This window comes from Mycobacterium alsense, assembly GCF_002086635.1.
Taxonomy (GTDB): Bacteria; Actinomycetota; Actinomycetes; order Mycobacteriales; family Mycobacteriaceae; genus Mycobacterium; species Mycobacterium alsense.
This window is the reverse complement of record NZ_MVHD01000027.1, coordinates 53783-68097: the sequence shown is the minus strand read 5'-3', so window position 1 is coordinate 68097 and position 14315 is coordinate 53783. Positions and strand designations below refer to the sequence as shown.

Annotated in this window: 12 protein-coding genes and 1 pseudogene; 2 read left to right on the top strand and 11 right to left on the bottom strand. The window is 69.1% G+C overall.

The genetic code is table 11. The annotated features are described in order from the left end of the window. The 8 genes and pseudogenes from BST11_RS15980 to BST11_RS15945 all read right to left on the bottom strand — a co-directional run. Positions 1-212 (bottom strand): annotated as a pseudogene (locus BST11_RS15980) (hypothetical protein); the annotation flags it as partial. Between the two features lie 181 nt (positions 213-393). Further along, positions 394-1698: a hypothetical protein gene (locus tag BST11_RS15975; RefSeq protein ID WP_083138901.1), complete on the bottom strand. Its 1305-nt coding sequence runs from the start codon at positions 1696-1698 to the stop codon at positions 394-396. Between the two features lie 4 nt (positions 1699-1702). Beyond that, a complete protein-coding gene (locus BST11_RS15970) occupies positions 1703-2467 on the bottom strand; it encodes an SDR family NAD(P)-dependent oxidoreductase (protein WP_083138900.1) in 765 nt (254 codons plus the stop codon). Continuing rightward, positions 2464-4797: a CaiB/BaiF CoA transferase family protein gene (locus tag BST11_RS15965; RefSeq protein WP_083138899.1), complete on the bottom strand. Its 2334-nt coding sequence runs from the start codon at positions 4795-4797 to the stop codon at positions 2464-2466. The genes BST11_RS15970 and BST11_RS15965 overlap by 4 nt, the downstream gene beginning before the upstream one ends. Before the next feature lie 19 nt (positions 4798-4816). Further along, positions 4817-5785 carry an enoyl-CoA hydratase/isomerase family protein gene (locus BST11_RS15960; protein WP_067317154.1) on the bottom strand — a complete coding sequence of 323 codons (969 nt, stop codon included), beginning with the start codon at positions 5783-5785 and terminating at the stop codon, positions 4817-4819. Between the two features lie 33 nt (positions 5786-5818). After that, complete coding sequence (locus tag BST11_RS15955) at positions 5819-6667, bottom strand: mycofactocin-coupled SDR family oxidoreductase (RefSeq protein ID WP_083138898.1); 849 nt, start codon at positions 6665-6667, stop codon at positions 5819-5821. Continuing rightward, positions 6664-7893 (bottom strand): cytochrome P450, encoded by a 1230-nt coding sequence (locus BST11_RS15950; protein WP_083138897.1) that lies wholly within the window; start codon positions 7891-7893, stop codon positions 6664-6666. Before BST11_RS15950 ends, BST11_RS15955 begins: the two co-directional genes overlap by 4 nt. 193 nt (positions 7894-8086) lie before the next feature. Next, positions 8087-8749 (bottom strand): TetR/AcrR family transcriptional regulator, encoded by a 663-nt coding sequence (locus BST11_RS15945; RefSeq protein WP_083138896.1) that lies wholly within the window; start codon positions 8747-8749, stop codon positions 8087-8089. A gap of 89 nt (positions 8750-8838) precedes the next feature. On the opposite strand from BST11_RS15945, the gene BST11_RS15940 reads away from it, so the two are divergent. Next, positions 8839-9465: a SecDF P1 head subdomain-containing protein gene (locus BST11_RS15940; protein WP_244897674.1), complete on the top strand. Its 627-nt coding sequence runs from the start codon at positions 8839-8841 to the stop codon at positions 9463-9465. Between the two features lies 1 nt (position 9466). Continuing rightward, a complete protein-coding gene (locus tag BST11_RS15935) occupies positions 9467-10312 on the top strand; it encodes a sugar phosphate isomerase/epimerase family protein (protein ID WP_083138895.1) in 846 nt (281 codons plus the stop codon). A 4-nt stretch (positions 10313-10316) separates the two neighbouring features. Here BST11_RS15935 and BST11_RS15930 read toward each other — a convergent pair whose 3' ends face one another. The 3 genes from BST11_RS15930 to BST11_RS15920 all read right to left on the bottom strand — a co-directional run bounded on the left by BST11_RS15930 (position 10317) and on the right by BST11_RS15920 (position 14213). After that, positions 10317-11315 carry a Gfo/Idh/MocA family protein gene (locus BST11_RS15930; RefSeq protein ID WP_083138894.1) on the bottom strand — a complete coding sequence of 333 codons (999 nt, stop codon included), beginning with the start codon at positions 11313-11315 and terminating at the stop codon, positions 10317-10319. A gap of 64 nt (positions 11316-11379) precedes the next feature. After that, positions 11380-12603, bottom strand: a complete 1224-nt coding sequence (locus BST11_RS15925; RefSeq protein WP_083138893.1) for an FAD-dependent oxidoreductase — start codon at positions 12601-12603, stop codon at positions 11380-11382. After that, positions 12603-14213 (bottom strand): arylsulfatase, encoded by a 1611-nt coding sequence (locus BST11_RS15920; RefSeq protein WP_083138892.1) that lies wholly within the window; start codon positions 14211-14213, stop codon positions 12603-12605. Before BST11_RS15920 ends, BST11_RS15925 begins: the two co-directional genes overlap by 1 nt. Positions 14214-14315: the final 102 nt, after the last annotated feature.

Here is a 14315-nt window from a genome sequence, read left to right as displayed (position 1 = left end):
CCCAACTCCGCCTGACCCGCCTGGGCATCGAGCTGGTTGATCAGCCCGTGCTGGGGGGCGCGCAGCCGGCGCGCGGCGCGCTCAAGACGTTCCAACACGCGCAACCGCTCCGGGGTCGTCAACCCGTCAAACGACAACCCGCCCAAACGCTCCAGGTCGGCATCCAGCGCGCCGAAGGCCTCGACGATCTCCTCACGACTGCTGGCTGTCATGCCCCCGACACTACGAAGCACCACCGACAACAAACCCCCAAATGTGACCACTGAAACCAAAGTGACTCAAAAGATTTCGCGAATTCGACCCGAGCCGGCGCTTAGACGCACAAACCCGTCGTCCGGTTCCATCGAATCGAGCGAGGCCGAAAATGTGACGATCCCGGGATCGACGGCAGATCTAGAGATGGAGATATTCGTGACCTGTGTGCTCGGCAAGCGCCTCATCGATCAGGTCGCCCACTCGATAGCGCCGCCACGCACTCAACAGGTTCGACAGCATCTGCAGCGGCGCGCGCACGCCTTCGTCGTCCCTGATCCGTGGATCCTTGCGGCCGGCGGGGACGGCGGCGCCGAATCGCTTGTGCAGCAACGCCGGCACGTCCAGCAACCACGCGACGCCCATCGCCGCCGCGTAAAGCAGCGTGTGCCGGCGCAGCCGGTCCGGATCCAGGAGCGGACCGCCGCAGCGCCGCACCTCCGCCACGAATACGTCCAGCAAGTCGTCGAAATGCTCGTCCCACATGGCGGTTTCGGCGCCGGACATGGCACCCCAGATCGCCATGCCCATGTTCATCTGGCCGACGCATCCCCAGTCCAGCAGGCCGCAGCGCAGAACGCCGTCGTCGTCGCGCCAGAACCAGGCGTTGTCGATGTTGGCGTTCCAGTGGCACAGCGCGACGTAGTCGGTGTCGGCGGTCAGCCCGCGGGTGATCGCGTGCTCGTGGCACGCGACCCGCGGCACGTCTTCGCGCAAGCGCGCCAGGAACTCCGGCGAGCGCACATCGCCGGGCACCAGGCCGGGATGGGTTTCGACGAACGCCGCCAGCTGGCCCACGCGCCGGTCCAGCTTCCCGGCGCTCGGCGGCGTCCGCTCCCCGACGGTCGCGGCCCGCACGTCCAGCGGGAAGTGCGCGGACAGGTGCCCCGGAAGACGGCCGGGCCCGTAGCTGCCCGCCAGGCGGGCCAGCGCGGTCAGCAGCGCGCGGTAGTGGCCGACGGCGTCGGGCATCTCGTAGTCGAGGCACTTATGGTATTGGCGCTCTATCCCGTTGGCCCCGAACGGTATCCGCTCGGTGATCAGGATGCCTGAGCCGGTCCGACGGTCGTAGTCGGCGAACAACACGACGGGGACCGCGATGGGGAACCCGGGAACCCGGGACAGGGTTGCGAACCGGACCTCCGGCTCCATCTGCGTCCTGCCGCCGTCTCGCACGGGATTGTCGAAGTCGCGCGAGAACTTGACGAACAGCTCGGTGTGCAGGCCGGGCCGTGGCCTCTCGTATTCCACCGACAGCGCGACCTTGCGCCCGGTGCTGCCGCCGATCACTTCCCGGTGCGCGCTGATCCGGGCGACGCCACTGTCGGGTACACCAAGGGCCCGAAATGCGTTGGTCAGGAACGACTCTCCCCCGTCGCGCAAGGCAGCGGGGTCGGCGGGAAACGGCAACCCGTGCTGGTCGCCGATCGCCCAACGCGCCGTCACGCCGCTACCACGTCTGTTCCGCCGCGCGCACCAACATGTGGTTGACCGCCACCCGGCGGTCGCGTGTGACCATGTAGAGCACCGCGTCGGCGATGTCCTCCGGCCGCAGCTTGACCATTCCTGCGGTCTGGCGCTCGAACGCCTCGCGCGACGACGCGGGCAGGTGGCTGAAGATTTCCGTGTCGACGGTCCCGGGACCGACGACCCCGACACGCACGCGCTTTCCGAGCACCTCCTGGCGGATGCCCTCGCTGAATGCGTTCACCCCGAATTTGGTCAGCGAATAGACCGCCGTGTTGGGCCGGGCCACCCACCCGGCGGTGGAGCTGACGGTGACCAGATCGGCGACGCCGCGCGGCGAGCCGGCGGCCGCCTCGATCAGGTGCGGCAGAGCGGCGCGCGTAACGTAAAGGACCCCTTGCACGTTGACAGCGACCATCTGATCCCAGTCCTGCAGGCTGGCTTCGGCCGCGGGCCCGGACTGCATCAGCCCGGCGTTGTTCACGACCGTGTCGAGGCGCCCCAGCTCGGCGACCGTCCGCTGCACCGCCGCCGCGACCTCGTCGGCGTCGGTCACATCGGCGGCCACGACCAGCGCCGTGCCCCCGGCGGATTCGATCTCGGCTTTCAGCTCCGTCAGCCGGTCGGCCCGGCGCGCGAGCAGCGCCACCGCGGCGCCCTCGGCGGCCAGCGCCTTCGCCGTCGCCGCCCCGATACCGCTGCTGGCACCCGTCACCAGCGCGGTGGTGTGCGACAGGATTGCCGTCATGCTCCGGCTCCCACGATCTCCCGCAGTGCGTATTCGGTGTCCTCTCCCAAATCCGGTGCGCCGCGCTCGATCCGCGCCGGCGAGCGCGCCAGCCGCCATGACGGCCCCAGGATCGGGCGCTGGCCCTCGCGGTGATCGCTGACGAAGCGATACAACCCGCGGTCCCACAATCGCTGATCCGCGATCACGTCGATTGCGGTGGCGCTCTTGGTCGCCGCCACACCCGCCAGGCGTAGGCTGCGCGCGAGCCGCTCGGCGTCGTGGTCGCGGGTGAGCCGCGCGAGCTCGGCGTCCAGGGCTTCGGCGTGCCGGTGCCGCCCTTCCCTCGTGGCGTAGCGCGCGTCGTCGGCCAGCGCCGCGGCGCCCAGCCCCGAACACAGGGCGCGCCATTCGGCATCGTCGGCCACGGCCACGGCGACCCAGGACCCGTCGCGGCAGGGGTAGCAGCCGTGGGGGCACAGGTCGGGATGGCGGTTACCGTTGCGGCCGAGGCGGTTTCCCGTGAGGCTTTGCTCGAGCAGGCAGTCCCCGATCATCGAGGATAGCGTCTCCACCGCCGAGACGTCGACGAATTGGCCCGCGCCGCGGAGTTCCCGATGCAGCAACGCCACCATGGCGGCATACGCGGCGGCCGCGCCGACGGTGGAGTCCCCGTAACGCATGCTCGTCCCGAGCGGGGGCCCGCCGGGGTAGCCGACCAGCGACGCGAGCCCGGCCAGCGCGGCAAAGCATGGCGCGTAGCCGGTTTGGTGGCCCAGCGGCCCGTCGTTGCCCCACATCTTGATCGACACCGAGATGATGTCGGGCTTGATCGCCGTGAGCTGTTCGTATCCCAGGCCCTGACGCTCCATCGCGCCCGGTCGCAGGTTGTTGATGACGATGTCGCTGCGGGCGATCAGCTCGCGCAGCCGCGCCATCCCCTCGTCCGACTTGATGTCGAGGTCCACGCTGCGAATCTCGGGGTTGATGCTGAGGAAGTAGGGGGCGTGGTTGATGTCGGTGCCGCCGTAGGCCCGCATTTCCTCGGGGGCGGCCGCGGTCTCGACCTTGATCACCTCGGCGCCCAGCATTGCCAGCAGCTTGCCCGCATACGGTCCGGCCCACACCTTGGTGAGCTCGACGACGCGCACCCCTTCCAGCGGGCCCCCGCGCGACTCCCCGGGCGGTTTGAGTTGCGGGGCCATGACCGCCGGCGGGGTGCGCGCCATGTCCAGCGTGGCGAGGATCGACGCGGTGTCTTGGCCGAGAGACGGTGCGGCGGAGACGATCCGGGCCGGTGACGCGCTGAGCGCGTACGGCACCGTGGGATACGCCGCGCCGCCCAGCACGGGGTGGCTCGCCTCCTGGAAGAAGCCGCGGTGGCGGTACTGCGGCGAGTGGTGCAGGTCCGCGGCGTCGTTGACCGGGACCAGCGGCACCCCCAGGCGCTGCGCCCGGTCCGCCGCGGCTTCCTTCGCCAGGTGCGCGACCCACGCGGCGAACCCCTGCCGGAACGCGGCGACCTTCTCCGCGGTGACGGAGAACTCCAGCCAGTCGTCGTCGAACGCGTCCAGCCACTCCGGATGGCCCATGAGTTCCTTCACCCCGAGCCAGTGCGCGCGGCTGGTCATGTACAGGTAGACGAACCCGTCGGCGCAGGCGAAGAACGCGGCCGGGCCCGCCTGGTCGTAGTCGCCGCGGTGACCCTCGGCGGCGACCTCCCCGGTGATGAACCGGCCCAGGATGCAGTCGGCGCGGGACACCTGCACGGCGTGCTGCGACACGTCGATGAACTCGCCACGGCCGGTGTGCAGGCGCCCGAACAGCGACGCCACCACGCACAGCGCCGCGTCCAGCCCCGCCTCGTAGTCGACCAGGAATCGGCCCGGACCCTGCAGCGGCGCCCCGTCGGGGTCGGCGTGGCTGGGCGTGTGGTAGCCCCAGCCGCCGGCGTGGAACACGTTGCTGCTCTTGGCGTTCGCGAACTCGGCGGGGGCCTCGTTGCCGAACGGGGTGATCGAGCAGAACACCACCGAGGGATGCCTATCGGACCAGCCCGACCCGCGGTCTTCGATGACGGCGTCGGCCGAGGCGATCAGCCGGTGCACGACGTCCGCGGAAGAGGCGGCGTCGAGGACGGCGGAGCGCTTGTTCGTGTTCAGGTAGGCGAACAGCGCGCTGCCGTCGGGCCCGTCGGCGAGCAGCGGCGCCATCGCGCGGGTGGGGCTGCCGCGCTCCGGCGCCTCGACTTTGATCACCTCGGCGCCGAAGTCGGCCAGCAGCTTTCCGCAGTATTCCCCCGCGACGGTCTCCGCGAGCTCGACAACCCGGATTCCCGTCAGCGCCGACATGCCCGCGCTTACCAACCCGTCAGGGCTTCTTGCGGCCCGAGCGGCTCAGGCGCCACTCCGGTGGGAAGTTGAGGTCGTTGTCCTTGACCACGTTGTTGAGGCCCTTTTCGAAGGTGCCCTCGGTGAGGTCGACCTCCTCGGCGTCGTTCTTGATCATCGGCAGCATGCCCTCGACCATGCCGGTGAGCAGGCTGCCGAAGTATTCGCCCTTGTGCTGCTTGTAGAGCTCCAGGAAGGTCTTCTGCACCGCGACGGTGTCGGTCGGGCGGGAGCGGGAGCACGCCAGCGCGTACTTCTCCGTCTCGGCCTCCAGTTTGTCGCGGGGCACCACGCTGTTGACGAACCCGCAGTCGTACATTTCCTTGGCGCTGAACGGCCGCCCGGTGAACAGCATTTCGGAGAACTTCCGCAGGCCCATCGTCTCCGCCCACCACCACAGGCGCGGGCCCCAGCCCACGTAGCGGAAGGCCGGGTGACCGAAGAGCGCGTCGTCCGAAGAGATCACCAGGTCGGCGTCACCGGCCTGGTAAAAGTGCCAGCCGTAGCAGTAGCCCTTGGCCTCGATGATGCTGATCTTCCGCAACTCCTGCAGGGGTCGGTTTCCCGCGCGGGCCTTGGCGTAGAAGTCGGTGACCGTGGACAGATACCGGTAGGAGCCGCCGGGCGGGTACTTGACGTCGTCGTCGTTGATCGCGAGCTCGTGGTGCAGGGGCAGGCCCGGGTTCTCCAGCATCGGGCGCTGCTCGGGCAGGTCGCCACCGCTACCGAAATCCTCACCCTCGCCGCGGATCACCACGACCTTGACCTCGTCGTCGACGTTGCACTTGTGGATCAGGTCGGCGTAGTTCTGCCGCATCCCCAACGTGGTGGAGTTCTGCGCCTGGGGACGATCGAACGTGATGTAGGCGATCCGGTTCTTCTTGTCCTTCTCGAACCTGATGTACTGCTCGGCTTCCTTCTTCAACTTTTCGTAGTCGTATTCAGGCATGAGTTTCTCCACTTTTCCTAGTTGGGTAGCTGCTTACTTGAGCAAGGCGCCCGCGTCCACGGGCAGCGAAACGCCGGTGATATAACGCGATTCGTCGGAGGCGAGGAACAACACGGCGTTGCTGATGTCGACGGCCTCCACCCACGGCACCGGCATCATGTGCGTCATTTGCGAGAACGGGGCGAAATCCTCCGGCCCCGGATTTTCCAGGTCGGGGCGGAACAGGCGGAACGTCACCTCGTTCATCGTCATCGGCGTGTTGACCTGGCTCGGGTGCACCGAGTTCACCCGAATCCCGTATTGGCCCAACTCGACGGCGAACGAGCGCATCAGCCCCAGCACTCCGTGTTTGGCCGCGATGTAGTGGCCGGTGTAGGCCATGGCCTTGTGCGATCCGACCGAGCCGGTCAGCACGATCGACCCGCCCCGCTCGCCGGCGAGGATATGCGGCACACCGGCTTTCACCGTGTGCCAGACACCGGAGAGGTTGACGTCGATCATGTCCTGCCAGATCTTCTCCGAGATCTTGTGCAGTTTGTTGCCGAACGTGCCGATGCCGGCGTTCGCGACGATGATGTCGAGACGGCCGAGTTGTTCGACCCCGCTGTCGACCGCCGCCTTGAGGCCGTCATAGTCGCGCACGTCGACCTCCGCGGTCACGATGCGGCGATCCTGGGCCTTGACCAGGTCCGCGGTCTCGGCGAGATCTTCCGGTGTCGACGCCGGATAGGCCATGTTGTCGACCGGACCGCAGATGTCGATCGCGATGATGTCGGCGCCCTCCTGGGCCAGCCGCACGGCATGGCTGCGGCCCTGGCCCCGGGCGGCGCCGCTGATGAACGCGACCTTGCCCGCAACGCGGCCCTCGGCCGACGCGGTCACGACGCCACCAGGGCCGGCATGGACTCCCAGCCGCGCACCGTCGACGTCGGACTGAGCCGGGCGTTGGTCAAATCGACCTCCCACTCGGGGAATCGCTTCAAGATCTCCTCCAGGGCGATGCGGCCTTCCAGGCGGGCCAGCGCGGAGCCCAGGCAAAAGTGCGTGCCCACGCTGAAGGCGAGGTGGGGGCGGGCGGCGCGGTGGATGTTGAATGTGTCCGCGTCGGAGCCGAACTGACGCTCGTCGCGGCACGCCGCGCCGAGGAGGGCGATCATGACGCTGCCCTCGGGCACCGTCCGGTCGTAGAAGGTGACGTCGCGGGTCACATACCGGGACACGTGCGGGGCCGGCGGCTCGTAGCGCAACAGCTCCTCGATGGCCTGCGGGATGAGCTGCGGGTTCTCCGCGAGGCTGCGCCGCTGATCGGGATGCTCCGCGAGAACCTTTCCGGCCCAACCGATCAGGCGTGTGGTGGTTTCGTTGCCCGCCCCGGCCACCACGTTGAGGTAGACGAGTATTTCCTCGCGGGTCAGCCGCCGGGTCGCGCCGGTCTCGTCGACGAACTCGACGTTGAGCAGGTCGGTCATGATGTCGTCGGACGGATGCTCGGCGCGCCAGTCGATGTAGGCCTCGAACTGCTCGCCGACCGACAGGCCGCGTTCGGCGGCTTTCATGGGCTTGCCGGCTTCGGTGCGCAGTTGGGCGTTGCCGCGGTCGCGGATGTACTCCTGGTCGTCCTCGGGGATGCCGAGCAGCATGCTGATGACCTTCATCGGCATCTGCGCGCCCAGATCGGTGACGAAGTCGAATCGGCCCGAGCCCACCAGCGGGTCCAGGGCCTGGGCGCATAACTGGCGCACCATCGGCTCGAGCGCCCCGATCCTGCGGGGGGTGAACATGCGCGACAACAGCTTGCGGTGCACGTCGTGGATCGGCGGGGCCTCGAAGATCAGCATCCCGGGCGGGATTTCGAGGTTGGCCTTGATCAGCTCGAGGATCGCGCCGCGAGCGGAGCTAAACGTGGTGTGGTCGACGAGCGCCTTGGTGACGTCGGCGTACCGGCTCAACGCGAAGAAGTCGTATTCGGTGTTGTAGTAGAGCGGCACCTCGTCGCGCAGGCGGGCGAACATCGGATACGGGTCGGCGATGAGCTCGACATCGTAGGGGTCGAAGTAGGGGTCGAAGGAGGGGTCGAAATGAACATCGCTGTCGGTGCTCGCCGTCACGAAATCCCTCCTACCGCCGCCATTTCCGGGTGTGCCTCCCAGATCGCCGATATCGCTGCCGCGAGCGACTTGTACACACCGCTTGACGCCTTTTCCGGGCCAAGCCGACAACGCCTGCTCACTCTATTGACGTAGAGAATCATACGGCGGGTGCCCTGGCAAGGCCCCGCGCCGCCGAACCTGACGCGCGCGTTCACCCGGATCGGGCCGCCTGGGTCAGCCGCCCCTTGCCCGACGTCTTCAGGACGCCGGTGGCGATGGCCGCCAGGATCGCATCGAGCTGGGCGGGGCTGTCGATGATGCGGTCGCCGTGGGCGAAGCGCAGCAGCAGCCCGTTGATGAAGGTGAGCGTGATGTTGCTCAGGTCCTCGACCACGGCCGGGTCCAGGTCCGCCCCGTGGGGCATCAGCTGCACCAGGATCTCGCGATGCAGCTTGGTGAATCCGTCGGTGGCCTGCTGCAGGATCGCGGCCAGCTCCGCGTCGCGGGTGGCCTGCATCGTCAGCTCGTAGCGGGCTTTGGTCCGCGACAGCTGCGGCTCGCTGCCGGCCTGGATCACCACCTGCGACAACCGCGACGGCGAAGGGCGGCGGGCTGAACGGCGGCGCCCGCCGGAGCCGTCCGCGACCGACTGCAAGCTCGCCAGGTCCAGTTCGGCAAGCCGCTCGGCCACGGCGCGCAGCAGCGCCGAACGCGTCCGGAAGTAGAAGGAGGTCGTGCCGTCCGGGACCCCGGCCCGGCGGTCGACTTTCAGATGGCTCAAACCCTTCGCACCGTCGTGGGCCAAGAGGTGGATCGCCGCGTCGCAGAGGTCGCGGCGGCGTTCCGTGGGGTTGGGCTTTCGTCGTTTGTCCATCCGTTGTCCGCGACGAACACTACTCTATATTCGTAGTGTCCGTAAAGCGGTCCGGAACCGTGCAGGTTGAACTGTGCTGGAATGATGCGATGAGCACCCGCGGGCTCGCGAGCATCCTGCTGATCGGCGCCCTCGCGTGTGGTTGTCACTCGACGCGGCACCCGGCCCCCGCCACCGCGTCGACCGCCACCACCGTCACCACCACCGTCACCACCACCACCAACACCAACACCACCCCCAACACCAAAGCCGCCCCGACGACGACACGGCCGCCGGCGCCCGCGGTGGCCATTGCGCCGTTGCCGATTCGGCCGGTGCGGAAGTCGCAGCCCAGCACGCCCGACAAGTGTCCGGCCACGAATCCGGCGGCGCCCGTCGCGCCGGCCGACAACCTGGTCACCTGCGACCTCGCCCGGACCACCGTCTACACGCTGGGACCCGTGTCGATGCGGCTGGGGCTGACGCACGTGGACCCGCCCACCTCGCTGACGTCGGGCTTCTACCAGGTGAGCCTGACGCTGGATCCGCCGTCCGCCGCGGCCTGGGCGACATTCACCGCCGCACACCTGCACGACCACGTCGCGTTCGTCCGCGACGAACTCGTCCTGGAGGCGCCGACCATCGAGGAACAGGTCACCTCCGGAAAGATCGCGCTCACCACCCAATCAGCCCAGGCCGCCGGACAATTGGCCCAATTGGCGGGCCGCCCCGCATAACATGGACCGGCTGGGTATCGGTTTTCTTTGCGGATTCGGGCTTCCGCCAATCGAATTCGTCAACCTCACCGCGGACCTGGGCTGCAGGTACATGTCGGCCGTCGTGCGCGGCGCGCCGTTGGTCGCGCTCGACTATCCGCCCTACTCGCTGGCGGACCCGAAACTCAGGCGGGACGTGCTGGCCGCGATGGACGAGCGCGGCGTGGCGATCTCGCTCGGCGACGGGTTCCTGATCACGCCCGGCGCCGAGGCGCACGCGTTCGCCGGCGACCTCGACGCGCTGGCCGAACTCGCCGTGCCCCGGATCAACGTCGTCAGCCTCGACCCCGATCTCGCCCGCAGCTTCGACCAGTTCGCGATCCTGACCGACCTGGCCGCCCGGCGCGGCATTCAGACCGTCGTGGAACCCGTGCCGGGTCTGACCGTGTGCGACCTGCCCACCGCGCTTCAGGCCGTGCGACATGTCGCGCGCCGCGAGTTCGGCGTGTTGATCGACACCATGCACCTGGCGCGTTCCGGTTCCGGCGCCGCCGATGTCGCGGCCGTCGACGATGACCGCATCGGGTACGCCCAACTCAACGACACGACGCTGCGCCCGCGCGGCGACAAGCACATGCAGCACATGGGATACATGGAGGAAGCCATGTTCGAGCGCATGGTTCCCGGTGAGGGCGAATTGCCGCTGCGTGACATCCTGTCCGCGCTGCCACGCGACGTCGTGATCGAAATCGAAGTGCCGCGGCGCTCGCTGGCACTGGCCGGCGTCAGCCCCATCGACCGCCTGCGCCCGTGCGTGGCGGCGGCGCGCCGCCTGCTCTCCGAAATATGCGCCGGCCCAACGGGTTAGCAGCTCAGCACGGGCTACGCAGCGGCAGGCCCGCGGCCCGATAGATCGCGTCGATGACGGTCATGGTCTCGATCGCGTCGGCGGGGTCGGTCCGCACCGGCTCGCCCTGCAGCACGGCGGCCGCGAAGGCGTCGAGCTGATAGGCGTACGAGGGGCGCCGCGAGAACCGCTCGACACGCTTGTCGGAGGCTGAGCGGACCGAGAGCCGATGGTAGAGGCTGGGCAGCACCGGGTTGAAAACCCGGAGCTCACCGTCTTCGCCGACCACGCGGGCGCTGATCTTCAGCAGCTGCGACGACCACATCGAGCAGCGGATCAGGCCGGTGTGACCGCCGGCGAACCTCACTTCGGCCGCCATGGCCCGGTCGATCCGCGGGTCGCGCAACTTCGCCTCTGCCCGAACGACTTCCGGGGTCGACCCGCCGAACGTGCGGACCATGTGCACCGCATAGCACCCCGCGTCCATCGTCGCGCCGCCGGCGAGCGAAAAGTCGTAGCGGATGTCGGAGAACTTCGGCAGCGGGAAACACATGGCGGCCTCGACCCGGGTGAGCCTGCCGAGTTCGCCCGAGGCGATGATTTCCTCGGCGCGCCGGGTCAGCGGATGGTAGCGATAGTGAAAGGCCTCCATCACCACCCGATCCGACTTCGCCGCGATCCCCGCGACCTCCCGAGCCTCGTCGGCGTTGGCGGTAAACGGTTTTTCGCACAGGACGTGCTTGCCCGCGGCCAGCGCGGCCCGGGTCCACCGGCCGTGCAGGCCGTTGGGCAGGGGGATGTACACCGCGTCGACGTCGGGGTCGGCGATCAGCGCGTCGTAGCTGTCGTGCACCCGCGGGATGCCGTGCTCGGCGGCGAAGGCCCGCCCACGTGACGGGTCCCGCGCCGCGACCGCGGCCACCTCGACCTGGGCGTGTCCCTTGGCGGGGTTGACGAGTGCCAACGGCGCGATCCGTGCGGCACCCAGGATTCCGATGCGAACCGCGTTCGCACGTCCAGACACGGCGTCGACGCTAGCACCCGAGCACGCCAAGGCGCCTTGAAAACCCCGGGCCGCGGCAGGGCCGTCAGCGCCGGGCGAACGCCGGCGCGTGCTCGGGCCGGACGCCGACGCCGATGAAGTACGCGGGCAGCACCGACAGCCACGGCAGCCGCTCCACCAGGCCGAACAGCACCGCGGGCGGGGTCGGGTCGGCGCCGCGCAGCAGCGGGCCCAGAAGCCGTCGCTGCAATACCCGTTGCACCGCCTGGGTCACCACGGTCGGGAACAGGCGGCGCCGGCGCACGGCCGCCAGCTCGCGATTCGTAACCCGGTGTCGCCGCAGGGGTTTCGCCAATATGGTCGCGGCCGCGACGGCGTCCTGGACGGCCAGGTTGATGCCGACGCCGCCGAGCGGCGACATCGCGTGCGCGGCATCGCCGATGCAGAGCAGCCCGTCGGTGTGCCAGCGGTGCAGCCGATCCACCCGGACGTCGAGGTGCTTGACGTCGTCCATGGACGTCAGCGTCGCCACCGCCTCGCCCGACTCCGGCAGCAGCGAGCTCACGTCACGGCGGAACGCTTCGATGCCCCGCGCCCGCAATTCGGCGTCGGTCCCCTTGGCGCCCAGGTACGCGATCTGGTCGTAGCCCTCCCGCGGAATCACCCCGAGCGCCTTGCCGGGACCGACCCGCGGCAGGAAAGAGAATTTCGCCGCCCCGTCGCGCGGTAGCCGGAACCACCACACGTCGAAATTGACCGGGAATTCGCGGGTCTTCAGCCCGGCCTCGCGCCGCGCGATCGACCACCTGCCGTCGCACGCCACGGTCAGCTCCGCACGCAGTTCTCCGGGCCCGTCGGGCCCCTCGTACCGCACCCCGGTGACGCGGCCGCCCTCCCGGAGAAACCCGGTGGCCTCGGTCCTCATGCGCAGCGTGAAGCTCGGCTCGGATTGGGCCACGTCGGCGAGCAGGTTCAGCAGGTCCCACTGCGGCACCATCGCGACGAACGGGTGGGGCTGGCCGAAAGACCCGAGCCGGCCGAAGTCGACATAGGTCACCGAGCGGCCGTTCGACTCGAATCTGGCGTTGCTGACCTCGGTGTACGGCAACTCCGCGAAGCGTTCCCACAGGCCCAGCTCGTCGAGCAGGCGCATCGTGGTCGGGTGCACCGTGTCGCCGCGGAAGTCGCGCAGGAAGTCACCGTGCTTCTCCAGCAGGGTGACCTGCACGCCCGCGCGCGCCAGGAGCAGCCCGAGGACCATCCCGGCCGGGCCGCCGCCGATCACCGCGCAGGTGGTTGTCTGGGTCATCAGCGCCCCAGCATATCGGCGTCGAACACCGAAACCGGCTCCAAAATCACCCCGGTCTCCTCGACGTAGCGGTCCCATAGTGCCAGCAGTCCGGCCAGTTTGTCGGGCCGCGAGGCGGCCAGGTCGTCGATCTCGCCGGGGTCGGCGGACAGGTCGTAGAGCTGCCAGGCGCCCGGGCCGTACGGCGCCGGCAGGTATACCGCCTTCCAGTCGCCCTGGCGAATCGCCCTGCGCCCGAACAACTCCCAGCCCGTGCCGGCCTCGGCGCCGTGTACCGCCTCGCTGCCTTCCGACAGGTACGCCACCAGGGAGCGGCCCCGCATGGGCTCGACCTCCCGGCCCCGGTAGGCCGTGCCCGGATGGGTGGCCCCGGCGAGTTCGAGCACGGTCGGCGCGATGTCCATGACGGTCGCGAACGCCGTGCCGATCCCGGCCTGCCGGGCAAAGCCCGGCCAGGTGATGAAGCCCACCACCCGGATCCCACCCTCGGTGGTGAAGGCCTTGTGCAGCCGCGACGGCGCCGTGGCCGCCTGCGCCCAGCGCGGGCCGTACCAGATGAACGAGCTGGGGCGGCCGAGGTTGTCGAGGCTGTTGTCGCAGTTCTTTTCGATCTGCGCGACGATCTGCGCTCCGCGCAGCGGCATCGCCTCCACCATCGCGCCCTCGGCGCCGTTGTCGGACATGAAGATCACGACCGTGTCGTCGAGCTCGCCGGTGCCGGCCAGGTAGTCGATCACCCGGCCGATGTTCTGATCCATCCGGTCCACCATCGCGGCGTAGACCTCCATGCCGCGCGCCGAACGCGCGCGCTCGTCGTCGGACATGTCGGCCCACTCGGGGGCACCGTCGGCCACGACCGGGTGCGCGACGACGTCGGGCGGGCACAGGCCGAGCTTCTTGAGCGCGGCCAGGCGAGCGTCGCGCAACGCGTCGGGGCCGGCGTCGTAGCGGCCGCGATAGGTGGCGATGTCCTCGTCGGGCGCCTGCAACGGCCAGTGCGGCGCCTGGAAGGGCAGGTAGGCGAAGAACGGCCGGTCGTCGCCCGGGGCACGCTCGCGCAAGTAGCGCAGCAGCGTGTCGGTGTAGTAGTCCGACGAGTAGAAGTCGTCGCCGACGGTGACGAAGTGGTCGTCCTCGGTGTAAAGCGTTGGCACGGGCGAGAACCCGCCGCCCGCGGCACCGCCGTAGTGGCTCGCACCGGCCGGCAGCAGGGCGAACGAACGCTCGAATCCGCGGGCCCACGGGGAGGTCTCGATGGTGTCGCCCAGGTGCCATTTGCCCGACATCAGCGTCAGGTAACCGGCGTCGCGCAGCAGCTCGGGCAACGCGACGACGCGGTCGTTGAGGTAGCCCTCGTAGCCGGGCGCGCCCCGGAACCCGGGCGCCGCGACCTCGAGCATCGTGCCGATCCCGGCGACGTGGTGGTCGGTCCCGGTCAGCAGCATCGCCCGGGTCGGTGAGCACGCCGGCGCCGAGTGGAAATCGGTCAGCCGCAGGCCCGCGTAGGCCAGCCGGTCCAGGTTCGGGGTATTGATCTCGCCACCGAAGGCGCCGATATCGGAGAACCCGAGATCGTCGGCCACGATCACCAGGAAGTTGGGTCGCTTCACGCTGAAGCATCCTGTCAGGTCCGGCGCCGGGAGGGAACGTCTGAGGTATCGAAGTCTGGGGTACCGATATGGTCGAGGCTGCGCTTGTTCGCGGCACACCGG